Source organism: Serratia sp. Ser99 (assembly GCF_024519545.1).
Taxonomy (GTDB): Bacteria; Pseudomonadota; Gammaproteobacteria; order Enterobacterales; family Enterobacteriaceae; genus Serratia; species Serratia liquefaciens.
This window is the reverse complement of the sequence record NZ_JALJRT010000010.1, coordinates 215,161-236,841: the sequence shown is the minus strand read 5'-3', so window position 1 is coordinate 236,841 and position 21,681 is coordinate 215,161. Positions and strand designations below refer to the sequence as shown.

General features: G+C 53.9%; 20 protein-coding genes, 4 tRNA genes and 1 other RNA gene. 3 read left to right on the top strand and 22 right to left on the bottom strand.

The features are described from left to right. Positions 1 to 39: 39 nt before the first annotated feature. The 4 genes from trmD to ffh all read right to left on the bottom strand — a co-directional run bounded on the left by trmD (position 40) and on the right by ffh (position 3,253). Positions 40 to 807, bottom strand: a complete 768-nt coding sequence (trmD, locus tag NR114_RS19785) for a tRNA (guanosine(37)-N1)-methyltransferase TrmD (RefSeq protein WP_020825292.1) — start codon at positions 805 to 807, stop codon at positions 40 to 42. Positions 808 to 859: 52 nt separating this feature from the next. Further along, a complete protein-coding gene (gene rimM, locus NR114_RS19780) occupies positions 860 to 1,408 on the bottom strand; it encodes a ribosome maturation factor RimM (RefSeq protein ID WP_020825291.1) in 549 nt (182 codons plus the stop codon). An 18-nt stretch (positions 1,409 to 1,426) separates the two neighbouring features. Further along, complete coding sequence (rpsP, locus tag NR114_RS19775; RefSeq protein WP_004932501.1) at positions 1,427 to 1,675, bottom strand: 30S ribosomal protein S16; 249 nt, start codon at positions 1,673 to 1,675, stop codon at positions 1,427 to 1,429. A 216-nt stretch (positions 1,676 to 1,891) separates the two neighbouring features. After that, positions 1,892 to 3,253, bottom strand: a complete 1,362-nt coding sequence (gene ffh / locus NR114_RS19770) for a signal recognition particle protein (protein WP_020825290.1) — start codon at positions 3,251 to 3,253, stop codon at positions 1,892 to 1,894. 169 nt (positions 3,254 to 3,422) lie between these two features. Here ffh and NR114_RS19765 point away from each other — a divergent pair, with 169 nt between their 5' ends. Together NR114_RS19765 and NR114_RS19760 are read left to right on the top strand one after the other, a co-directional pair. Next, positions 3,423 to 4,214, top strand: coding sequence for an inner membrane protein YpjD (locus NR114_RS19765; protein WP_020825289.1), 792 nt, complete (start codon positions 3,423 to 3,425; stop codon positions 4,212 to 4,214). 40 nt (positions 4,215 to 4,254) lie between these two features. Further along, positions 4,255 to 5,544 carry an HlyC/CorC family transporter gene (locus NR114_RS19760; RefSeq protein ID WP_046374472.1) on the top strand — a complete coding sequence of 430 codons (1,290 nt, stop codon included), beginning with the start codon at positions 4,255 to 4,257 and terminating at the stop codon, positions 5,542 to 5,544. 68 nt (positions 5,545 to 5,612) lie between these two features. Here NR114_RS19760 and luxS read toward each other — a convergent pair whose 3' ends face one another. The 14 genes from luxS to pncC form a co-directional block, all read right to left on the bottom strand. Then, positions 5,613 to 6,128 carry an S-ribosylhomocysteine lyase gene (gene luxS, locus NR114_RS19755; RefSeq protein WP_020825287.1) on the bottom strand — a complete coding sequence of 172 codons (516 nt, stop codon included), beginning with the start codon at positions 6,126 to 6,128 and terminating at the stop codon, positions 5,613 to 5,615. A 165-nt stretch (positions 6,129 to 6,293) separates the two neighbouring features. Beyond that, positions 6,294 to 7,856 carry a glutamate--cysteine ligase gene (gene gshA, locus NR114_RS19750; RefSeq protein WP_041414227.1) on the bottom strand — a complete coding sequence of 521 codons (1,563 nt, stop codon included), beginning with the start codon at positions 7,854 to 7,856 and terminating at the stop codon, positions 6,294 to 6,296. Between the two features lie 82 nt (positions 7,857 to 7,938). After that, entirely contained in the window at positions 7,939 to 8,367 is a 429-nt protein-coding gene (locus tag NR114_RS19745; protein ID WP_041414225.1) for a YqaA family protein, read from the bottom strand. Beyond that, positions 8,364 to 8,930: a fructose-1-phosphate/6-phosphogluconate phosphatase gene (gene yqaB / locus NR114_RS19740; protein WP_020825284.1), complete on the bottom strand. Its 567-nt coding sequence runs from the start codon at positions 8,928 to 8,930 to the stop codon at positions 8,364 to 8,366. Before yqaB ends, NR114_RS19745 begins: the two co-directional genes overlap by 4 nt. A 172-nt stretch (positions 8,931 to 9,102) precedes the next feature. Further along, positions 9,103 to 9,222: non-coding RNA, RtT sRNA (locus tag NR114_RS19735), on the bottom strand. A 28-nt stretch (positions 9,223 to 9,250) separates the two neighbouring features. Then, positions 9,251 to 9,327: transfer RNA gene (locus NR114_RS19730), tRNA-Arg, on the bottom strand. A gap of 52 nt (positions 9,328 to 9,379) precedes the next feature. Then, positions 9,380 to 9,456, bottom strand: a tRNA-Arg gene (locus tag NR114_RS19725). Between the two features lie 52 nt (positions 9,457 to 9,508). Then, positions 9,509 to 9,585: transfer RNA gene (locus NR114_RS19720), tRNA-Arg, on the bottom strand. Between the two features lie 3 nt (positions 9,586 to 9,588). Further along, a tRNA-Ser gene (locus NR114_RS19715) sits at positions 9,589 to 9,681 on the bottom strand. A gap of 310 nt (positions 9,682 to 9,991) precedes the next feature. Beyond that, positions 9,992 to 10,177, bottom strand: a complete 186-nt coding sequence (gene csrA, locus NR114_RS19710; RefSeq protein ID WP_004091602.1) for a carbon storage regulator CsrA — start codon at positions 10,175 to 10,177, stop codon at positions 9,992 to 9,994. A gap of 252 nt (positions 10,178 to 10,429) precedes the next feature. After that, positions 10,430 to 13,057 (bottom strand): alanine--tRNA ligase, encoded by a 2,628-nt coding sequence (gene alaS / locus NR114_RS19705; protein WP_020825283.1) that lies wholly within the window; start codon positions 13,055 to 13,057, stop codon positions 10,430 to 10,432. A 133-nt stretch (positions 13,058 to 13,190) separates the two neighbouring features. Then, positions 13,191 to 13,703 (bottom strand): recombination regulator RecX, encoded by a 513-nt coding sequence (recX, locus tag NR114_RS19700; protein ID WP_115060052.1) that lies wholly within the window; start codon positions 13,701 to 13,703, stop codon positions 13,191 to 13,193. Positions 13,704 to 13,767: 64 nt separating this feature from the next. Next, on the bottom strand, positions 13,768 to 14,829 hold the full coding sequence (recA, locus tag NR114_RS19695; RefSeq protein WP_020825281.1) for a recombinase RecA: 1,062 nt from the start codon (positions 14,827 to 14,829) through the stop codon (positions 13,768 to 13,770). A gap of 112 nt (positions 14,830 to 14,941) precedes the next feature. Next, positions 14,942 to 15,430 (bottom strand): nicotinamide-nucleotide amidase, encoded by a 489-nt coding sequence (pncC, locus tag NR114_RS19690; RefSeq protein WP_020825280.1) that lies wholly within the window; start codon positions 15,428 to 15,430, stop codon positions 14,942 to 14,944. Between the two features lie 250 nt (positions 15,431 to 15,680). Here pncC and NR114_RS19685 point away from each other — a divergent pair, with 250 nt between their 5' ends. Further along, entirely contained in the window at positions 15,681 to 17,075 is a 1,395-nt protein-coding gene (locus tag NR114_RS19685) for an MFS transporter (protein ID WP_046374476.1), read from the top strand. A 28-nt stretch (positions 17,076 to 17,103) separates the two neighbouring features. On the opposite strand, the gene chbG is transcribed toward NR114_RS19685, so the two are convergent. The 4 genes from chbG to chbC all read right to left on the bottom strand — a co-directional run bounded on the left by chbG (position 17,104) and on the right by chbC (position 21,677). Beyond that, positions 17,104 to 17,865: a chitin disaccharide deacetylase gene (chbG, locus tag NR114_RS19680; protein WP_048762535.1), complete on the bottom strand. Its 762-nt coding sequence runs from the start codon at positions 17,863 to 17,865 to the stop codon at positions 17,104 to 17,106. 153 nt (positions 17,866 to 18,018) lie between these two features. Continuing rightward, positions 18,019 to 18,867: a transcriptional regulator ChbR gene (chbR, locus tag NR114_RS19675; RefSeq protein WP_046374478.1), complete on the bottom strand. Its 849-nt coding sequence runs from the start codon at positions 18,865 to 18,867 to the stop codon at positions 18,019 to 18,021. A 14-nt stretch (positions 18,868 to 18,881) separates the two neighbouring features. Continuing rightward, on the bottom strand, positions 18,882 to 20,267 hold the full coding sequence (locus NR114_RS19670; RefSeq protein WP_234529156.1) for a glycoside hydrolase family 1 protein: 1,386 nt from the start codon (positions 20,265 to 20,267) through the stop codon (positions 18,882 to 18,884). A gap of 48 nt (positions 20,268 to 20,315) precedes the next feature. Continuing rightward, on the bottom strand, positions 20,316 to 21,677 hold the full coding sequence (chbC, locus tag NR114_RS19665) for a PTS N,N'-diacetylchitobiose transporter subunit IIC (RefSeq protein ID WP_048762531.1): 1,362 nt from the start codon (positions 21,675 to 21,677) through the stop codon (positions 20,316 to 20,318). Positions 21,678 to 21,681 lie beyond the last annotated feature (4 nt).

Here is a 21,681-nt window from a genome sequence, read left to right as displayed (position 1 = left end):
CTAGGTAAACTGATATATCGGTCCCGTCGAGCCAGTTGCTCAGACGTTCCCTTCATAGTCCTGTTGCTTGGCCTGATGTTCCCGTTGGAACTCAGCCAGCAACACCGCTTGCTCGTCAGTCAGAGCTAGGCTTTCTAGAAGTTCAGGTCTTCTAAGCCAGGTACGGCCCAGCGACTGCTTTAAGCGCCAGCGACGTATCTCGGCATGGTTGCCCGACAGTAAGACTGGCGGAACTTCCATCCCTTCCAACACCTCAGGACGGGTATAGTGCGGGCAGTCCAGCAATCCATCGACAAAAGAATCTTCTTCTGCTGAGGCCTGATGGCCCAGCACACCCGGTATAAAACGGGCGACTGAATCAATCAGGGTCATTGCCGGCAGTTCCCCGCCGCTGAGTACGTAATCGCCGATTGACCATTCTTCATCAATTTCGGTTTGGATTACGCGCTCGTCTACCCCTTCATAACGACCGCACACCAGAATCATCTTCTGGTTGGTCGCCAGTTCGCATACGCCGGTTTGATCCAGCTTACGCCCCTGAGGTGATAGATAAATCACCTTTGCTCCCTCGCCTGCCGCTGCTTTTGCTGCATGAATGGCTTCCCGCAAGGGTTGCACCATCATCAACATTCCCGGGCCGCCGCCATAAGGGCGATCGTCCACGGTACGATGCCGGTCGTAGGTGAAGTCACGCGGACTCCAACACTGCACGCTCAGCAGGCCATTTTTTACTGCCCGGCCAGTCACCCCGTAATCGGTGATTGCGCGGAACATCTCAGGAAACAGGCTTACAATACCAATGAACACAAGCCAATCCCCATACTGTCATTCCACTTGTTTCGACCGTTTGATTCGGAGGTCAAAAACCAGGATCCCAATCTGCTTCAATCACGCGAGCAGTGAGATCGACTTTCTTGATAACCTGCCCATGAAGAAACGGGACCAACCGCTCCTTCATGCCGAACGCATCTTTCAGGTTAGCTTTCACTACCATCACGTCGTTTGAACCGGTTTCCATCATATCGACGACTTTACCCAGTTCGTAACCGGTGGTCGTGACTACCTGGCAGCCCATAAGGTCTTTCCAGTAGTAATCATCACCCACCAACGGAGGAAGTTGTTCCGAATCCACCTGAATTTCGCAATTGGTCAGTAGATTCGCAGCATCCCGATCATCAACGCCTTTGACTTTGATGATCAGATCCTGACTGTGGCGCTTCCAGTCTTCCAACTCGACAAGCTGCCATTGACCCGCCCGCTGGATAAACCACGGCTGATAGTCAAAAATGCTTTCGGCGTTCTCGGTGGATGAAAATACTCTGAGCCAACCACGAATGCCGTAAGTAGACCCCATTTTACCGAGTACAATCGGCTGCTTAGGTGCTACCGGTTTGAGTTGCTTGCTCATTGCCACCACCGCGACAGATTAAGCTGCTTTCTTAGCGTCTTTGATCAGCGCGTGAACGCGATCAGAAACGGTTGCACCCAGACCGACCCAATGTTCGATGCGGTCCAGGTCCAGACGCAGTGCTTCAGCCTGACCAGATGCGATCGGGTTGAAGAAGCCTACGCGCTCGATGAAACGACCATCACGAGCATTGCGGCTGTCGGTCACTACTACTTGATAGAACGGACGCTTTTTAGCGCCGCCACGTGCCAAACGAATTGTTACCATAACATCCTCTTTAGTTAATAAAACAGCCGGGCCCCATTGAGGGAACGGGGCCCGGTTGCAATATAAAAAGCCCGAAAATTTTACTCATTTTGGCGCAAAAAGCAATCTAAAGCGTAGATCAGCGTCAACTACTTTTTGCAGCCGGTAATATTCCGGGCGGTTTTTGCCGCGAACGGCAAATGCTTAAACACGCTCACCCCAAGGGGCACGCGCCTGTCAGCGGCCTGGGAAGCCCGGCGGCATCATACCTTTCATGCCGCGCATCATCTTCGCCATTCCGCCTTTCTTCATCTTTTTCATCATGCGCTGCATTTCGTCGAACTGCTTCAACAAGCGGTTAACGTCCTGCACCTGCATACCGGAACCCATCGCAATGCGGCGCTTACGCGAGCCTTTGATGATTTCCGGTTTGGCGCGCTCTTTCAGCGTCATCGAGTTGATGATTGCTTCCATTCGCACCAGAACCTTGTCGTCCATTTGCGATTTCACATTGTCCGGCAGTTGGCCGGCACCAGGCAGTTTGCTCAGCATGCTGGCCATACCACCCATGTTACGCATCTGCTTCAGCTGTTCCAGGAAGTCGGTCAGATCGAAACCGTCACCTTTCTTCAGCTTGTTAGCCAGTTTCTCCGCCTGCTCGCGGTCAACTTTGCTTTCGATATCTTCGATCAGCGACAGCACATCGCCCATGCCCAGAATGCGTGATGCCACGCGGTCCGGATGGAAGGGCTCCAGCGCTTCGGTCTTCTCGCCCACGCCGAGGAACTTGATCGGCTTGCCCGTGATGTGACGGATAGACAACGCGGCACCGCCACGCGCATCACCGTCGACCTTGGTCAGTACCACACCGGTCAGCGGTAATGCTTCATTAAAGGCCTTGGCCGTGTTGGCAGCATCCTGGCCGGTCATGGCGTCAACCACAAACAGGGTTTCCACCGGCTTGATCGCCGCGTGCACCTGCTTGATTTCGTCCATCATCGCTTCGTCAACGTGCAAACGGCCGGCGGTATCGACGATCAGTACGTCGTAGAACTTCAGCTTGGCCTGTTGCAGCGCACGGTTAACGATGTCGATCGGTTTTTCTTTGACATCAGACGGGAAGAAGTCGATGCCGACGCTTTCCGCCAGGGTTTCCAGCTGTTTGATCGCCGCTGGGCGATAAACGTCGGCGGAAACCACCAGGACTTTTTTCTTCTGTTTTTCTTTCAGGAATTTACCAAGCTTGGCGACGCTGGTAGTTTTACCGGCGCCCTGCAGGCCCGCCATCAGCACCACTGCCGGCGGTTGCGCCGCCAGGTTCAGTTCGGTGTTCACTTCGCCCATCGCGGCAATCAGCTCGCTCTTGACGATCTTGACGAACTCTTGCCCCGGCGTCAGGCTTTTGTTGACTTCATGACCTACCGCGCTCTCTTTCACGCGGTTGATAAAGTCCCGCACGACCGGTAGCGCAACGTCCGCTTCCAGCAATGCCATGCGCACTTCACGCAGGGTTTCCTTGATATTTTCTTCGGTCAGCCGCCCACGGCCGCTGATATTGCGCAGGGTGCGCGACAAACGATCGGTTAAATTTTCAAACATCGTCTCATGCTCAACGTGTAATGACAGGCCGCTCTGGCGACATAATTGCGGCGATTATAACACGAAGCGTAGAGGATCTCTGCCTCAGCGTTGGAGATCGGTTGGAGTGGGACGCGCTCGACGCTATACTGACAATCCAATTCACCACGTCGAAGCAAAATTAAACGCTATGCCAGTTTTCTCCATTGTGGCTTTGATCGCCTACCTGCTCAGCCTTGGACTGATTATTCCCAGCTTGTTGCGGAAGAACAGCGCATACCGTCGGCTTGCTCTCGTCTCGGCGGTGGTGGCGCTAATTTGCCACGCCATCGCACTTCAGCAGCGTATCTTTGACGTCAGCGCCGGGCAAAATCTCAGCTTGCTGAACATAGGTTCGATAGTCAGCCTGATCATTTGCTCGGTCATGACCTTCGTGGCTTCGCGCGATCGCGGCTGGTTCCTGCTGCCTATCGTCTACAGCTTCGCGATGATCAACCTGGCCTTCGCCAGCTTTATGCCGGGTGAATTTATTACGCATCTGGAAGCCAGCCCGGAACTGATGGTGCATATCGGCCTGGCGCTGTTCTCCTACGCTACGCTGATCATTGCCGCGCTGTATGCGCTGCAACTGGCCTGGCTGGATTACCTGCTGAAAAACAAAAAGCTGTCTTTCAGCGCCGATATGCCGCCGTTGATGAGCATCGAACGCAAGATGTTCCACATCACCCAGATAGGCGTCGTGTTGCTCACGCTCACGTTGTGCACCGGGCTGCTTTATATGGATAACCTGTTCAGCAAAGAGAACGTGCACAAAGCCGTGCTGTCTATCATGGCGTGGTTTGTGTATATCGTCTTGCTGTGGGGCCATTATCACGAAGGCTGGCGCGGTCGCCGCGTCGTTTGGTTCAGCTTTGCCGGTGCCTTCCTACTCACGCTGGCCTACTTTGGCAGCCGTCTGATTCAGCAAGTGATGGTTCGCTAAGCTCTCAGGCACTCTTTCTCCATACATAAGGAATACCGCGTTGGAGCACGTTTCGACAGGGACCCTGATCATTATCCTGGTGGTCATGATTGTGGTTTCCGCTTACTTCTCAGCATCCGAAACCGGCATGATGACGCTGAACCGCTATCGTCTGCGTCATCTCTCCAAACAGGGCAACCGTTCCGCCCGCCGGGTCGAAAAGCTGCTGCAAAAACCGGATCGCCTCATAGGCCTGGTGCTGATTGGCAATAACCTGGTCAACATTCTGGCTTCGGCGCTGGCCACCATTGTCGGCATGCGCCTGTATGGCGATTTAGGCGTTGCCATCGCCACCGGCGTACTGACCTTCGCCGTGCTGCTGTTCGCCGAAGTGCTGCCAAAAACCTTTGCCGCCCTGTATCCGGAACGCATCGCATTCCCCAGCAGCTTCTTGCTGGCACCGCTGCAAAAGGTGATGTTCCCACTGGTGTGGCTGCTCAATGGCATCACCACGCTGATTTTACGGCTGTTCGGCATTCGCACCAATGTGCGGATCAGCGACGCGGTCAGCAAAGACGAACTGCGCACCATTGTGAAGGAATCGCACTCGCAGATTTCTCGTCGCAATCAGGACATGCTGATCTCGGTGTTGGATCTGGAGAAGGTGACGGTCGATGACATTATGGTGCCACGCAATGAGATTGTCGGCATCGATGTCAACGACGACTGGAAGTCGATCATGCGTCAGCTTACTCACTCCCCACACGGCCGCATCGTGCTTTACCGCACCTCGCTGGATGATGCCATCGGCATGCTGCGGGTACGTGAAGCCTACCGCCTGATGACCGAGAAGAAAGAGTTCAACAAAGAGAACCTGCTGCGCGCAGCCGACGAAATTTATTATGTGCCCGAAGGCACGCCGCTGAACGTTCAGTTGGTGAAGTTCCAGCGCAACAAAGAGAAAGTCGGCATCGTGGTCGATGAATACGGCGACATTCAGGGGCTGGTGACGGTCGAGGATATCCTGGAGGAGATCGTCGGCGATTTCACCACGTCCATGTCGCCAACGCTGGCAGAAGAGGTTAATCCGCAAAGTGACGGCTCCGTACTGATAGACGGTACTGCCAACGTGCGCGAGTTAAACAAGGCATTCAACTGGACGTTGCCGGCCACCGATGCGCGTACCATCAACGGCATGCTTTTGGAAGAACTGGAAGAGATCCCGGAGGTCGGCACCCGTGTTCGCATCGGCCATTACGACATCAGCATCCTCGACGTGCAGGACAATATGATCAAACAAGTGCGGGTCACGCCGATCAAGTCGCTGCAGTCCAGCGTTCAGCAACGCTGACCAGCCGCCAGAAAGGAAAAAAGACGCGAATATCGCGTCTTTTTTTATCGCTGTAGCCCGATGGCGAACTAGATGTGCAGTTCCTGCAGTTTCTCTTTCGGCAGCGCCAGCTCTTCGTTGTGGTTCACTACGACGTCATGGTCAAGAATGTGCTTCGCGATTTCCTGCGCTTCTTCCAGCGAGTGCATATGGTAAGTCCCGCACTGGAATTCGTTCAACTCAGGAATTTTACGCTGGTCAGTCACTTTCAGCACGTCGGCCATCGCCGCTTTCCACGCATCGGCAACACGCTGCTCTTCCGGCACGCCAATCAGGCTCATGTAGAAACCGGTGCGGCACCCCATTGGGGAGATATCGATAATCTCGACGCCCTGACCATTCAGGTGGTCACGCATAAAGCCGGCAAACAGGTGTTCCAGCGTATGAATGCCGCGCTCTGGCATCACTTCCAGGTTCGGCCGGCAGAAGCGCAGGTCGAACACGGTGATGGTATCGCCATGAGGAGTTTTCATGGTTTTCGCGACGCGGACAGCCGGGGCTGCCATGCGGGTATGGTCTACGGTGAAGCTATCCAGCAGTGGCATTTCGTTACCTCCTCGTAAAAGAGTATTTATTTCGAAACTTTTTTATCTAACCAGGAAACCTTTTCCAACCCAGCGAGTCTGAGTATGTGAAAGACGCGCATTTGTTATCATCATCCCTGTCATCAGAGATGCATATTTGGCCACATTGATGTGGCCTTTTCTTTTTTAGCCCCCGCCGTGTTGCTTCAGGAACTCTTCAAAGCTTAGCGTATCACTGGCTTCTATGTTGCGTTGACGCTGCCACGAGGCTTTCTGCTCTTGTGCCAACTCAGCCTCCGTCAAAATCTCTAACGGCTCTTCCGTCAGCATCTGACGATACTGCTCGGCCAGCTGCAGGCCCACACGCCCCGTCCCTTCTTCCTTCATCGCCTTCAGGATACGAGCGGAAAACGTCAAATCAGGATCGTCAAACGCCGCGACCAGTTCGTCACACACCTGCTGATACTGGCGATCGCCGGCTTCGCTATCCAACACTTCAGCCACGCGACGCAGATCGTCAAACAGTGCTTTACCTACTTTTGCCAGCGGTTCACGGCTGTCATCACACCCGATGCCGATGGTTTGGCCCGGCTTACGCCCTTCCAGGATCACCCGATTCCAGTTCTTGCGCGTACACAGCAATTCATCGCTGCTCATCTCCGGCGCATCGGCCAGCACGCACCACACCAGGAACAGGTCCAGGAAACGCGCCTGAACCGCATCCACGCCGATAGGCGAGAATGGGTTGATGTCCAGCGAGCGAACTTCAATGTATTCGATACCGCCGCGCAAAAGCGCATCTGACGGCGTCTCGCCACTTTTGGTCACACGCTTCGGCCGGATTGGCGCATAGAGTTCGTTTTCGATCTGAAGCACGTTACTGTTCAGTTGCAGATAACGATCGCCATCCTTCACGCCCAGTTTGGCAAACTCTTCGGAAGGCGTGGCAATTGCTCGCTTCAGGCCTTCGACATAGCTTTGCAGATCGTTGAAGGTGATACCCAAATTGCTCTGAGATTTATTGGTGTAGCCCAGGTCACTCAACCGCAGCGAGGTGGCATACGGCAGATAACACATGCCCTGCTCGGTTCGCTCAAACGGCAACGAGGTTTCACGCCCTTTCAGGAACGAGGAACAGATTGCCGGCGATGCACCGAACAGATACGGGATCACCCAGCCAAAACGGTAATAGTTACGGATCAGGCGGAAATAGCCCGCAGAAATCTGCTCTTTACCGCTTTCGGCATCTTTGACGCCAGCCCATGCCTGCCAGAACTCCAGCGGCAATGAGAAATTGTAGTGCACGCCTGAAATGGTCTGCATCAGCGCACCGTAGCGGTTCTTCAACCCTTCACGGTACAGCGTTTTCATGCGGCCAATGTTCGACGAACCGAACTGTGCCAGCTCAATGTCCTGCTCGGCTTCAATAAAGCACGGCATGCTGAGTGGCCACATACGCTCATCACCCAGATTGCGCGCTACGTAACGGTGAATATCACGCAAGAACGTCAGCATGTGATCGAGGTTATCGTCAACCGGCGTAATAAACTCTAACAGCGCCTCAGCAAAGTCTGTGGTTATCCAGTGGTGCGTTAATGCCGCCCCCAGTTTCTCCGGATGTCCGGTTGTTGCCAGCGTTCCGTTTTCGGTGACACGCAGCGTTTCGCGCTCAATGCCACGACGGATGCCTTTTAATGCATGGGGATGGGCTTCCAACCAAGAAAGCGCCTGGGATACGTCCGGGATCAAATTGACCTCCCGCTTCTAAAAACAATAACTCGTAAGCATACTGAATCTGCACCCGAGAGAATATTGAGTTATATTCACGTCGTTAATGCCACCAGGCCATTCCCTGTAACGTTATCATAGTCAAAATGATGTAACGCAGCGCCTTTCCGATACACAGAAACAGCGCGACAGGGCCCCAGGGCATGCGCAGCCAGCCTGCCAACACGCACAACAAATCGCCCACTACTGGTACCCAACTGAGCAACAGCGCAGCCGGGCCAAAGCGTTGCATCCACCCGAGCGCTGTATCCAGCCCTCGCTGCGGTTTCAACGCCGGTAACAGACGCCCAATAATGACATTGGTCAGCCCGCCAAGGGTATTCCCCAACGTCGCGGCCAACACCAGCAACTCTGGTGAGACACGGCTGTTGGTCAGCAAGGCAACCAAAACAATTTCTGAATTTCCCGGCAGCAACGTCGCACTGAGAAAGCTGCTACCGAATAACGACATGACGGCCAGCGTACTACTCACAGCGTACGGACGTCTACCACGGCCATATTGGCGCTTTTCGCTGCCTGAATACCGAAGTCTGCGTCTTCAAACACCACGCATTTCTCCGGCGGCACACCTATCAGTTCGGCGCAGCGCAGGAAGGTATCCGGTTCCGGCTTGTGGCGTTGCACGTCATCGGCACCCACAATCGCATCGAAGCAGTGGAACAGGCCCAGATGGCGCAGCAGGGTTTCTGCCATGCGATGCTCACTGCCGGTGCCCACCGCCATTGGACGGCGACCATGATAAGCTTTGACCACCTCGATTAACGGCAATGGGCGCACGCTGTCCAACAACATCGCTTCGACCGCGCGGGTTTTCTCTGCAGCCAACTGATGGGGATCGAGATCGGCTTGATGACTGGCAAGGATCGCCTGGGCAATGCGCCAGGTCGGAGAACCGCTCAATGCCACCATCGCCGCCTCATCAAACGTCATACCGTAACGGGACAGCACCTCGTGCCACGCCTTGCGATGCGTCGGCTCGGTATCGAGAATAGTGCCGTCCATGTCGAAAATAAGACCCTGATAGCGGTCGTACATCGTTACTCCATGATCGTTGAGGAAAGAAAACTACTTTAGCGTAAAGCCGGAAGGTTGTCGCTGATCGCGTAATAGCGGAATGTGCTGTGCGTGAGAGTGAAGGACCGGGGGTTCAATAATCTATGTTCGGGGCCAGAAAGCGAAAAACCCGCCGAAGCGGGTTTTTCTTAGATGGTGCATCCAGGAGGATGATTCGGCTGCGCCTCTCCCTGCGGGCCGTTGCTGAAGCAACGTTGTCTCGCTACGCTCGGCTCGAACCTCCAACCGCTCTCCTCGCGGTCGGAAAAGCGAAAAACCCGCCGAAGCGGGTTTTTCTTAGATGGTGCATCCAGGAGGATTCGAACCTCCGACCGCTCGGTTCGTAGCCGAGTACTCTATCCAGCTGAGCTATGGATGCATTACTAATTTTTTGGTTTGTCTGCTTGAAGAAACAAGTTCGACAGAAAGAATGGTGCATCCAGGAGGATTCGAACCTCCGACCGCTCGGTTCGTAGCCGAGTACTCTATCCAGCTGAGCTATGGATGCATTACTAATTTTTTGGTTTGTCTGCTTGAAGAAACAAGTTCGACAGAAAGAATGGTGCATCCAGGAGGATTCGAACCTCCGACCGCTCGGTTCGTAGCCGAGTACTCTATCCAGCTGAGCTATGGATGCAAATGGCGGTGAGGCGGGGATTCGAACCCCGGATGCAGCTTTTGACCGCATACTCCCTTAGCAGGGGAGCGCCTTCAGCCTCTCGGCCACCTCACCATACGCTTCTTTCGAATTGTGCCTAACTTGCTTTGGAGAAGCTCATCGGCACTGCGTGGCGCACATATTACTTTCTCCGACTTTTAAGTCAAACAATTTTTCCCAACTCATGCGCGTTTGCACAATTCACACTCAACATGGGCGATTTCACGGCAAAAAGAGTGTTTTATCAACAGGCAACCATAGCGAAATAGCAAACAAAGTCAGGGAGGCAGCAAAAAGATTTAATCGGAGAAGTCAGGAAAGGAACGGTGATAGGCACAAAAAAGCGCAGTAGCGTCTCGCTGAGCAACGAGACGCTGCTTCGAAATCAGTAAGTCGTCTGTTGAGACTTCTCTGCCTGAATGCGCTGATAGATTTCTTCGCGGTGAACTGACACCTCTTTGGGGGCATTCACACCAATACGAACCTGGTTGCCCTTGACCCCTAGCACTGTGACCGTGACCTCATCGCCAATCATGAGGGTTTCACCAACTCGACGAGTCAGAATTAACATTCTTTGCTCCTTGAAAGATTAAAAGAGTCGGGTCTCTCAGTTTCCCCGTCATTATCCATCATATGCTGTGAAAACGTAAGTCATGTAACCCACAATAAGTGTAAGCAGACTTGGTCTCACCTCAGATAATGATAAGTTTAGCCGACCTGAAAAACTTTGTTCCCGTAATTGTAACCAAATTGTGTTAGCACAGTTTAAAAACGCCATAATCAACAATGAGTTATGGCGTTTGTAAGTGCTATTTATTTATATTCACAGTTTCGAGGCCACCCAGGCTTCTACGCTGTCTAATGCCGCCGGCAGGGCACTGACGTCTGTCCCGCCTGCCTGCGCCATATCAGGGCGTCCGCCCCCTTTGCCGCCAACCTGCTGCGCCACGTTGCCGATCAACTCGCCGGCTTTAACCCGGTCGGTCAGATCTTTGGTCACGCCGGCAATCAGGCTCACCTTATCATCGGCCGTGGTAGCCAGCACGATAATTGCGGAACCCAGTTGATTTTTCAGATCATCAACCATGGTACGCAACATTTTTGGCTCGACGTTATCAAGCTTGCTGACCAACAGCGGGACGCCGTTAACCATTTTGGCCTTGCTGGATAATGAAGCGCTCTCCTGCGCCGCCTGCTGATCCTTCAACTGTTGCAGTTCTTTTTCCAACGCGCGAGTGCGATCGAGTACCGCACGCACTTTGTCCGTCAGATTGTTGCTATCCCCTTTCACCAGGTGCGCAACGTCCTGCAACAAATCATTTTGCTGATGCAGGGTAGCAATCGCACCTTCGCCGGTGACGGCTTCAATACGACGAATACCCGCAGCGGTACCTGACTCGCTCAGAATGCGGAACAGACCGATGTCACCGGTACGGCTGGCATGGGTGCCGCCGCACAGTTCGGTCGAGAAGTCGCCCATGGTCAGTACGCGCACGTTATCGTCGTACTTCTCACCGAACAGCGCCATAGCGCCCTTCTCTTTGGCATCATCCAGCGCCATGACTTCGGTTTGTACCGGCAGGTTGCGACGTATCTGCTGGTTCACCAAGTCTTCTACTATGCGGATCTGCTCCGGCTTCATCGCTTCGAAATGCGAGAAATCGAAACGCAGGTATTTATCGTTAACCAACGATCCCTTCTGCGCCACATGCTCACCCAGCGTCTGACGCAGTGCAGCGTGCAGCAGGTGGGTAGCGGAGTGATTCAGACGGATGCGATTGCGGCGAACGGTATCGATCTGCGCATCAACGCGATCGTTCACTTTCAAGGAACCTTGAGACAGCTTGCCCTGATGACCGATGGCCTGGCCGTATTTCTGGGTATCGCTCACTTCAAAATCGGCGCCAGCGGCTTTCAGCACGCCTTTATCGCCAACCTGGCCACCGGATTCACCGTAGAACGGAGTTTCATCCAGTACCACTACGGCTTCTTCACCGGCGTGGATCTCATTGACCGACTGACCGTCGCGGAACAGCGCGATCACGGTTGATTGCTGCTGCTCGTGGTCATAGCCGCAGAACTGGCTGGCGCCATCAACGCGGATCATGCTGTTGTAGTCTGCGCCGAAACCGCTGGACTCACGTGCACGACGACGCTGCGCTTCCATCGCCAGTTCAAAACCGGCTTCATCCACTTTCAGGCCACGTTCACGGCACACGTCCGCCGTCAGATCGACCGGGAAACCGTAGGTGTCGTAAAGACGGAAGGCTGTTTCGCCATCCAGGGTATCGCCCTGCAGGTTAGCCAGTTCTTCGTCCAGCAGCGTCAAACCACGCTCCAGGGTGCGAGCAAACTGATCTTCTTCAGTTTTCAGTACCTGTTCAACCAAAGACTGTTGACGCTTCAGTTCGTCAGCGGCCGGCCCCATCACTTCGATCAACGGAGCAACCAGCTTGTAGAAGAAGCTGTCTTTCGCGCCCAGCATATTGCCGTGGCGAACAGCGCGGCGAATGATGCGGCGCAGCACGTAACCACGGCCTTCGTTTGACGGCGTCACGCCATCGGACACCAGGAAAGCACAGGAGCGGATGTGGTCAGCGATAACACGCAAAGATTTGTTATTCAAATCTGCCGCGCCTGTCACCTTGGCCACTGCAGCGATCAGCGTGCTGAACAAGTCGATTTCATAGTTGGAGTTCACGTGTTGCAGGACTGCCGCAATACGCTCCAGACCCATACCGGTATCTACCGAAGGTTTTGGCAGCGGCAGCATGGTGCCGTCGGATTGACGGTTAAACTGCATGAAAACGATGTTCCAGATCTCAATGTAACGATCGCCGTCTTCTTCCGGACTGCCTGGAGGGCCACCCCAGATATGATCGCCATGATCGTAGAAAATCTCGGTGCACGGACCGCACGGACCGGTATCGCCCATCTGCCAGAAGTTGTCAGAGGCAAAAGCCGCGCCTTTATTGTCGCCAATACGGATAATGCGCTCTGCCGGCACACCAATCTGCTTCTGCCAGATGTCGAAAGCTTCGTCATCGGTTTCATAGACGGTCACCCACAGCCTTTCTTTAGGCAGGTTAAACCAGTTTTCACCGGTCAACAGTTCCCAGGCGAAGCTGATAGCGTCATGTTTGAAATAGTCGCCGAAACTGAAGTTGCCCAGCATTTCGAAGAAGGTATGGTGACGTGCGGTATAACCGACGTTCTCCAGATCGTTATGCTTACCGCCTGCACGTACGCAACGTTGTGAGGTGGTGGCTCGGGAATAGGCGCGCTTGTCCAGCCCCAGGAAAACATCTTTAAATTGGTTCATGCCGGCATTGGTAAACAGCAATGTCGGATCATTGTTAGGCACCAGGGAGCTGCTTGCTACAACCTGGTGGCCCTTACTATGAAAGAAATCGAGAAACGCTTGACGGATCTCAGCGGTGCTCTTGCTCATAATTTTCCCGGAAAGGCTAGAATAACGACACGTGAGCAAGATACGCGACATCCTGACGATGGCATCTAACTCACGAACAAAAAGTGGGGATAAGATAAATTTTCTTCAAGGGGAAGTAAAACCCCGTGTGCGTTCATTGCGCAAAATCACGGTAAATTGACTGAATTTCTTCCTGGAAGAAGCCACGATAGAGCAGATAACGCTGAACTTTGGCTTTCTCTTTCCAGTCAGTTGGTAGTTTGTCGCCAAATTTACGCTGCGCAACCTGTTTAGCCTGCTCACACCAGTCGATATCACAGTCCGACAGGGCAGTTTGCGTCAGCTCTTTGTCTACGCCCTTTTGCATCAGTTCCGAGCGGATGCGCTGCGCACCGTAACCTTTACGGCTGCGGCTACCGATATAGCTGCGGGCAAAGCGTTGATCGTCCAACCAATTATGCTGATAGCAATAGGCAATCACCTGTTCGATAACGGCAGGATCAATCGGTTCTTCGGAAGACGGAGCAGGTGTGGAGGAGGTGGGCGTTTTGGTGCCAAATCTGGCTTTCGCCATAAATGGCTGCGCCGCAAGCTTGCGGCGCAGTTCAGCTTCACTATGATCGCGTTGCGACAGCAGGCGCATGGCGCGGCTTAGCAAGTCATTCATTATTCAAGCCTGATGTAGTCGACGCCCGTAAACCCATAACGGCATTCACAGGCGTCAGCAGCGATTAAAACTCTTCGCTGGTTTCAGCTTCGTCATCGAAGCCTTCGTCAGTTGCCGCAACCAGTTCACCGTTGCTGTGCAGCAGCAGGTCACGCAGTTTCTTGTCCAACTCAGCGGCAACCGCCGGGTTTTCTTTCAGGAAGTTACAGGCATTTGCCTTACCCTGACCGATTTTATCGCCGTTGTAGCTGTACCAGGCACCGGCTTTCTCGATCATCTTGTGCTTCACGCCCAGATCGACCAGTTCGCCGCGGCTGTTGATACCTTCGCCGTACAGGATTTGGAATTCGGCCTGTTTGAACGGCGCAGCAATTTTGTTTTTGACGACTTTCACGCGGGTTTCACTGCCGACGACTTCATCGCCTTCTTTCACCGCGCCGATACGGCGGATATCCAGACGGACTGATGCGTAGAACTTCAGTGCGTTACCGCCAGTGGTGGTTTCAGGGTTACCGAACATCACACCGATTTTCATACGGATCTGGTTGATGAAGATCAGCAGGGTGTTGGCGTTTTTCAGGTTACCGGCCAGCTTACGCATCGCCTGGCTCATCATACGTGCCGCCAGGCCCATGTGTGAGTCACCGATTTCACCTTCGATTTCCGCTTTCGGCGTCAAGGCCGCCACGGAGTCAACGATGATCACGTCAACCGCGCCAGAACGGGTTAAGGCATCACAAATTTCCAACGCCTGCTCACCGGTGTCCGGCTGAGAACACAGCAGGTTGTCGATATCAACACCCAGCTTCTTCGCATAAATCGGATCCAGCGCGTGCTCGGCATCGATAAAGGCACAGGTTTTACCTTCGCGCTGCGCCGCAGCGATAACCTGCAGCGTCAGGGTGGTTTTACCGGAAGATTCCGGACCATAAATTTCAACGATACGGCCCATTGGCAGGCCGCCTGCACCCAGTGCGATATCAAGTGACAGCGAGCCGGTAGAGATCGTTTCTACGTCCATAGAACGGTCTTCACCCAGACGCATGATGGAGCCTTTGCCGAACTGTTTCTCAATCTGGCCCAGTGCCGCAGCTAGCGCCTTTTGCTTGTTCTCATCAATAGCCATTGTTGCTCCTTCGTTACGCAATGTCGGTGTTACCCCACACTGCCACTGAATGTATGTTGTGCAGGAAATGTCACTAATTATACTGTATGGTCATACAGTATCAAGCCTAATTTCACAAAAATTCGTCAAGGGCGGTTTGCAGCGCGAAAATTGTCGCCTGAAGCCGCACTGCATCACGATCGCCGGAAAATTGCATCTTTTGCGCCAGCACGCGTCCTGAGGATTCGGCAAAACCAAACCAGACCGTACCCACCGGTTTTTCCACGCTGCCACCGTCCGGTCCGGCAATGCCGCTAACCGACAGCGCCAGGTTGGCCCGAGCCGCATGCAGAGCCCCCTGAGCCATCTCGCGCACCACCTCTTCGCTTACGGCGCCATGGGCATTCAGGGTCGCTTCCGCCACGCCTAGAAGCTCATGCTTCGCCGTATTGCTGTAGGTGACAAAACCACGGTCGAAATAAGCGGAGCTGCCGGCAATATCGGTGATGGCCTTGGCGATAGCCCCCCCGGTGCAAGATTCTGCACAGGTGATCCACTGGCCATTAGCCTTCAGTTTTTCCCCTACTGCAACGCTGAGTTTACGCAGTTGCTGTTCACTCATAACCTCTCCTTAGCGAATCAGGTATATGCGCCCGATAGTAGCATTTATCAAGCTTATCTGACGCGGCGATGACAGAAATGCGCGACGCTTCGCAGGCGATGCGGTGTTAAGCCTTAACCCAAACTGCTAGTATCGAATGTAACGTTCGGGTTAATGAGCGGCGTTTTCTCACGAGGGATCTCACAGGGTTGTTTTTGCTGCCGGCATGGCCAGCCCATGGCAAACCAGGATAAAAGATTAGGATGATAGAGTGAAAAAAACGTTAGGCGTCTTCTTTCCGTTGTATACCACCACCCTGCTGATGCTGCTGGGTTCAGGGTTACTCACCACCTACATCTCCCTGCGTTTAACGTCTATTCACGTGACCGGCGCGTTGATCGGCGCGATTATTGCCGCCAACTACATCGGTTTGGTGATCGGCGGCAAGGTCGGCCATTTTCTGATTGCTCGCGTCGGCCATATCCGCGCTTACGTTTCCTGCGCCGGTATTATTACCGCGGCGGTGCTGGGACATGGCCTGACGGAATACATCCCCGTGTGGGTGGTGCTGCGGCTGATTATCGGCCTGTGCATGATGTGTCAGTTCATGGTGCTGGAAAGCTGGCTTAACGATCAGTCGGAATCCAATCAGCGCGGGATGGTGTTCGGCTTCTATATGGCAGCTACCTATTTAGGCATGTCGTTAGGCCAGGTGGTGCTGATGCTGCAGGCCAACCTCGGCATTACCACTTTGCTGGTGATCGCCCTGTGCTTTGCGCTCTGCCTGGTGCCTATCGCCCTGACTACCCGCACCAACGCACGCCATATGTCACCGGCACCAATGGAGCTACGCTATTTTATCGGCGCCATCCCCAAGGTGCTGGCGACCACGCTGGTCATCGGCATGGTAGTGGGATCTTTCTACGGGCTGGCCCCGGTCTATGCCAGCATGCAGGCACTGACCACCCAGCAGACCGGCTTGTTTATGGCGATATCGATCTTCGCCGGGCTGGTGGCGCAATTCCCGCTTAGCTGGCTGTCGGATCGCTATAACCGTACGCTGTTGATGCGCATCAACGCCATTTTATTGATCGTAGCCGCGCTGCCGCTGGCATTGGTGCCGCACATTGATTTCCCAGTGCTATTGGTGGTGGGCTTTATCGTCAGCATGCTGCAGTTTACGCTCTATCCCTTGGTGGTTGCCCTGGCAAACGATTTGATAGAGCCGGAGCGGCGCGTCTCGTTAGCCGCCTGTTTGCTGATGGCCTTCGGCGTGGGCGCCAGTGTCGGTCCCCTGGCGGTCGGCGCGCTGATAGAGCCGCTGGGTGGGAATACGCTGTATGCCTTCTTTGCACTGTGTGGTGTGCTGCTGGTGGCCTTCAGCCGGACGGTAAAACAAGACGAATCGCAGTTTGTGCAGGATGCGCCATTACCGCACATTCCCCTGCCGGACAGCCTGACCAGTTCGCCGCTCTCTCCGGCGCTGAACCCAACCTTTGATGAACAGATTATCCACGACACCATGCCGCCACCGGAGGCGGCCCCCGATCCGATAGAGCCGCAGGCCAGCGAAGCGTCGGGCGAGGAAGAAGCGGAGCCCCCTGTTCCGCAGGGAGCCGATCCTGATGAAGATACCGGGCTTAAAAAGGCCCATTCAATGCTTTAAGCGGCCATCGCTGTATACGATGGGTTGGTCACAGATCGAGGAAAGATCCCAGACGGTAACCGCGTTCCGCGATGGCGTTTTTCATGCCTGGCGAAGTCAGAACGTCCACTTCGGCAAGCCGCGGGTAGCAATATTTACTCGCCAAAATAGTGTTATCCAGGAACGCTGGGTGGCACATCATCTCCACCGACTTGGCACCACGTTGATCGGCACGATCGAGCACCTGTATAAACAGCGCTTCGGATATCGATTCGCCATAGAAACCCGCATCAAACCACTCGGTACTGCGGTCATAACGCAATGGGATATCTTGCCGTTCAACCTCCTGACGCCCAATACGCAGCGGGATGGCACGGGACTGAGCAAATGCCTCGACCAGCGGGTAAATCTGCGGCAGCATATGCACGTGATGATGGCTGTCGATATGCGTCGGCGCTTTGCCAAACACCGCCATGAACCTGTCGTATTGGCTCACCAACTCATCGTGGATTTCGTCCATGCTCAGCAGCCCAGACTCTGCCCTTTCCCATAACCACTTGCCCAGCTCTCCGCGTTCGTTAACCAGCGAAGACATGGCCGTCAATGGATGCCCGTGAGTCAGCACAAAATGCAGGCCGATCTTCAGCCCAGGATAAAGCTGGCTGAGGCTGGCGGCATGCTGTACGTCCGGGCTATTCACCATTGCCGTGGTTGAAGTGACCACCCCATAGTGAAACGCCTCAATCACCCCATAGTTCTGTCCCTTACTCAGACCAAAATCGTCGGCATTCACTATCAGTAACTTTTCCATTTTGGCATCCATTTAACAAATTTTTGGCAAGGGAATACCGTCCGTCAGGTACGGCAATTCCCCTTCACTTACGCAAAGAAATTTATTTCATCAGGCTATTGGCGGCCTGAAAGGCATTCGGAATATCGGCGTTAATGCTTATCGGGAGCGGCCCTAAACAGGGCCGTAGAACTTTTTTCGGTAATTACCCGGCGTCACTTCGGTGAGTCTCTTAAAGTTTTTAATAAACAGGCTCACGTCGCCATAGCCAGAGTCGAAGGCAATATCCGAAACCGAATAGTTGGTGACTTCAAGCTGCGTTTTGGCAAAGTTGATGCGGATTTCATTGATCACCTGCATTGGCGTTTTATGGTAATAGCGTCGCATCGCCCGGGTCAGGTACTCCTGCGTTTTTCCCGACAACTCCACCATATTGAGCAGTGCCTTTTCACCAAACATGGCTTTATCATGCATGCCGGCCAGGGTGTTTTTCAGCCACTGCGGGATATCGTCCCCCTCGCCGCTCTCTTCCTTATAGTGACGAATGCGGCTGATGATATAAAAGGTCAGCGTTTCCAGGAATTCTGCAAAATCATCCTCGCGAAACTGCGGGGAACCCACCACCGACTCGATATAAGCCAGGAATTCATTCTTCAGGCTGTAGGCCTGGGAGGCGACAAAACAGCGTGGCAACTGCTGCAAATAGTTCTCTTCGAAGAACACCTTGCCAACCGCCACGTTGAAGATTTTCGCGGCACCGAACTCATAAAAGCTCTGATGGCGCGAACCAATGGGGATGAAAACAAAATCGCCCCGTTCCAGCAGCACGCGCTTGCCGTTGATCTCCTGATAACATTTGCCGCTCAGGACGATGGTGAATTCATAGTAGTCATGCTGATGCAGCCCAGTGGCGCTTTCCACCTTGTTATAAATGAACAAATGGAAATCTTTGCAGTTAAAGAAATCCTGCTCCCGAATCAGCTTAACGTCGTTCGCATTCAGCGAAACCAGGTTCTCAGACATCGCATGCGCTCCCGTTAATCAAAGCCGTTCTGCCGGGCCGTCTCGGCAAACCAATAGCCACTCTTCTTCAGCGTGCGCTGTTGGCTCTCCCGCTCCAGCCGAACTAACCCGTAGCGATTCTTGTAGGCATTAAGCCAGGACCAGCAGTCGATAAAGGTCCACAAATGATAGCCTTTGCAGTTGGAACCCTCCGACAGCGCCTGATGCAGCCATTTCAGATGATCGCGGATAAAGTCGATTCGATAATCGTCCTCCACCCGCCCAGTAGGGCCGATAAAGGCCTCTTCACCCTCTACGCCCATGCCGTTTTCTGAAATATAGCAGGGAATGTTGCCGTAGTTTTCCTTCAGATCCATCAGGATGTCATACAGCCCTTTTTCATAGATCTCCCAGCCCCGATGCGGATTGATCTTGCGGCCAGGCATGTCGTAATAGCTGAACAGATCTTCCGGCATCGTCACGGATGCGTCGGCCCGGTAGCCTTCTTTCGCTTTAACCCTGCGCGGTTGATAGTAATTGACGCCCAGAATATCCACCACGCCGTCGGCAATCAGCTGTGCGTCCTCCGGTGCCGTTTGTGGCAACAAATCATTGGCGCGCAGTAAATCAACCAAATCTTGCGGATAACGCCCTTTGGTCACAGGATCAAGGAAGCTTTTGTTCAGCAACAGATCCGCATGATGGGCGGCCACGCCATCTTCCTGGCTGTTCGAACGCGGATAGGTCGGGCTCAGGTTCAAAATAATGCCTATCGCGCCTTGGTGGCCCAACTCCCTGAACTCCTTCACCGCTTTGGCATGGGCCAGCACGCTGTGGTAAGCCACCGCGACTGCCCTTTTAAAATCAACCACGCAAGGATAGTGCAGGTCGTTCAGATAGCCCGCTTCGACCGGCACAATCGGCTCGTTAAAAGTAAACCAATGAGTGACCCGATCGCCGAACAGGCTGAAACAGGTTTTGGCGTAGCGGGCATAGGCTTCCACCACCGCCCGGCTTTCCCAGCCGCCTTTTCGCTGCATGCACATCGGCATGTCGAAATGGTAAAGGTTGATAAATGGCGTAATGCCCTCAGCCAGCAGGCCATCGATAAGCGCGTTATAGAAAGCGACGGCTTTCGGGTTCACCTCGCCCTCCCCGTCCGGGATCAGCCGTGACCAGGAAATAGAGGTTCTGAAGGTGTTATGCCCAAGCTTTTTTAACAGTAGGATGTCTTGCTGGAAACGGTCATAAAAGGTGGATGCCTCGGACGGACCGACCTGATGATGAAAGCGTTCTGGCGCAATGTCATACCAGTAATCGAAGATGTTCTGACTTTTGCCATCCCGTGCAGAGGCCCCTTCCGACTGCGGCGCAGAGGTCGCACTTCCCCACCAGAAATCGTCAGCAAATTGATATTTCATCCAAACGCCCCTAAAACCGGGGCAGCAAAGGCTGCCCCAGACTGACAGTTAGAATTTCAGCGCCTTGGCGATGTCTTCTTCGCTTTCGGTAGCCTGATCGATCTGGCTCTGCGCCTTGTTGGATATCATCACAAACGGCAGGTAAATCAAGGTCGCCACGCCCAGGTTGAAGAAGCTCAGCAACATGGCGACGATACTGCCGTTAGTATTGAAGAACGCCCCCAGACCTACCGGCATGGTCCAGGGCGCAATGTTGGTGATCGGCGGAATCATTCCGGTGTAATAGGCCACCGTGGTGATGATCGTCAATACCGGTTGAACCAAGATGAACGGGATAAACATCACCGGGTTCATGATCACCGGCAGGCCGAACAGGATAGGTTCGTTAATCTGGAAGATGCCCGACGGGGTAGCCAGCTTGGCGACCTGGCGATAGTCTTCACGGCGCGAGGCGATAAAGATGGCGATAATCAGCCCCAGCGTAGAGCCGGTGCCGCCCAGATAGATATAAGAGTCGACGAAAGGTTTCGCCCACATATGGAACTCTTTGCCGGCGGCAACGGCGGCTTCGACCGAACCATACTTGTTGTAAAGCTCTACGTTTTCCAGCGCGAATGGCGTCATGATGCCGCTGTCTAGCGCGGCCAGTGCCATAGAGCCATGCACCCCGAAGAACCACAGCAGCGAGGAGAACATTACATACACCCAGCCGACAACGCTGCCCATTTTCGCCAGCGGAGCCGAGATGGTGTCCATGATGATTTGGTGGAAGTTGGTTCCCCACAGCGTCAGGCAATAGGCAATCACGCCCATGATCGACAGGATCAGGAACCCGGGGATCAGTGCGGAGAACGAGCGAGACACGGAAGAAGGTACGCTGTCGGGCAGGCTGATGACCCAGTTGCGGCGTACCACAAAGGTAAACATCTCCGCCACCACCAGGCCGATCACCATGCCGGAAATGATGTTGGCGCCGCCAAGCCAGTTAGCACCGACGGCATAAGCCTCACCGACACTGAACGGCGTTACCGTCATAAAGGCGGCAACCGCCAGTAGCGCGGCCGCCAGCGGGTCAACCTTACGCTCCTCCGCTAAAGCCATACTGATAAAGAAGGGCGTCATTAGGGACATAATCCCCAGGGTGCCGTTATAAACGCTGCCACCGATGGTCTTCAGGCTGTTTAGCGTTTCAATGGTGGACGCATCCAGCCGTACCCCCAATGAAAAGAAAAACGAGCCTTCGCCGAAACTGAGGAATACGTTGTTGATCAGAACGAACATCGCCCCGGTCAACGTCAGCGGCATTAATCGAATGAACCCGTTTTTGATGGCATTAACATGGGGCTGTTTACCAATTTTCACGGCAAAAGGCAGTATGACCTTTTCCAACGAGGCAATTAACGTATTCACGGCA

Coding starts and splice junctions, on each gene's coding strand:
- pncC (WP_020825280.1), bottom strand. CDS start 15,430: ATGAGTGAACAGCAACTGCGTAAACTCAGCGTTGCAGTAGGGGAAAAA.
- luxS (WP_020825287.1), bottom strand. CDS start 6,128: ATGCCACTGCTGGATAGCTTCACCGTAGACCATACCCGCATGGCAGCC.
- NR114_RS19670 (WP_234529156.1), bottom strand. CDS start 20,267: ATGAAATATCAATTTGCTGACGATTTCTGGTGGGGAAGTGCGACCTCT.
- rimM (WP_020825291.1), bottom strand. CDS start 1,408: ATGAGCAAGCAACTCAAACCGGTAGCACCTAAGCAGCCGATTGTACTC.
- ffh (WP_020825290.1), bottom strand. CDS start 3,253: ATGTTTGAAAATTTAACCGATCGTTTGTCGCGCACCCTGCGCAATATC.
- chbG (WP_048762535.1), bottom strand. CDS start 17,865: ATGGAAAAGTTACTGATAGTGAATGCCGACGATTTTGGTCTGAGTAAG.
- chbR (WP_046374478.1), bottom strand. CDS start 18,867: ATGTCTGAGAACCTGGTTTCGCTGAATGCGAACGACGTTAAGCTGATT.
- recA (WP_020825281.1), bottom strand. CDS start 14,829: ATGGCTATTGATGAGAACAAGCAAAAGGCGCTAGCTGCGGCACTGGGC.
- rpsP (WP_004932501.1), bottom strand. CDS start 1,675: ATGGTAACAATTCGTTTGGCACGTGGCGGCGCTAAAAAGCGTCCGTTC.
- csrA (WP_004091602.1), bottom strand. CDS start 10,177: ATGTTAATTCTGACTCGTCGAGTTGGTGAAACCCTCATGATTGGCGAT.
- yqaB (WP_020825284.1), bottom strand. CDS start 8,930: ATGTACGACCGCTATCAGGGTCTTATTTTCGACATGGACGGCACTATT.
- alaS (WP_020825283.1), bottom strand. CDS start 13,057: ATGAGCAAGAGCACCGCTGAGATCCGTCAAGCGTTTCTCGATTTCTTT.
- NR114_RS19765 (WP_020825289.1), top strand. CDS start 3,423: ATGCCAGTTTTCTCCATTGTGGCTTTGATCGCCTACCTGCTCAGCCTT.
- recX (WP_115060052.1), bottom strand. CDS start 13,703: ATGAATGACTTGCTAAGCCGCGCCATGCGCCTGCTGTCGCAACGCGAT.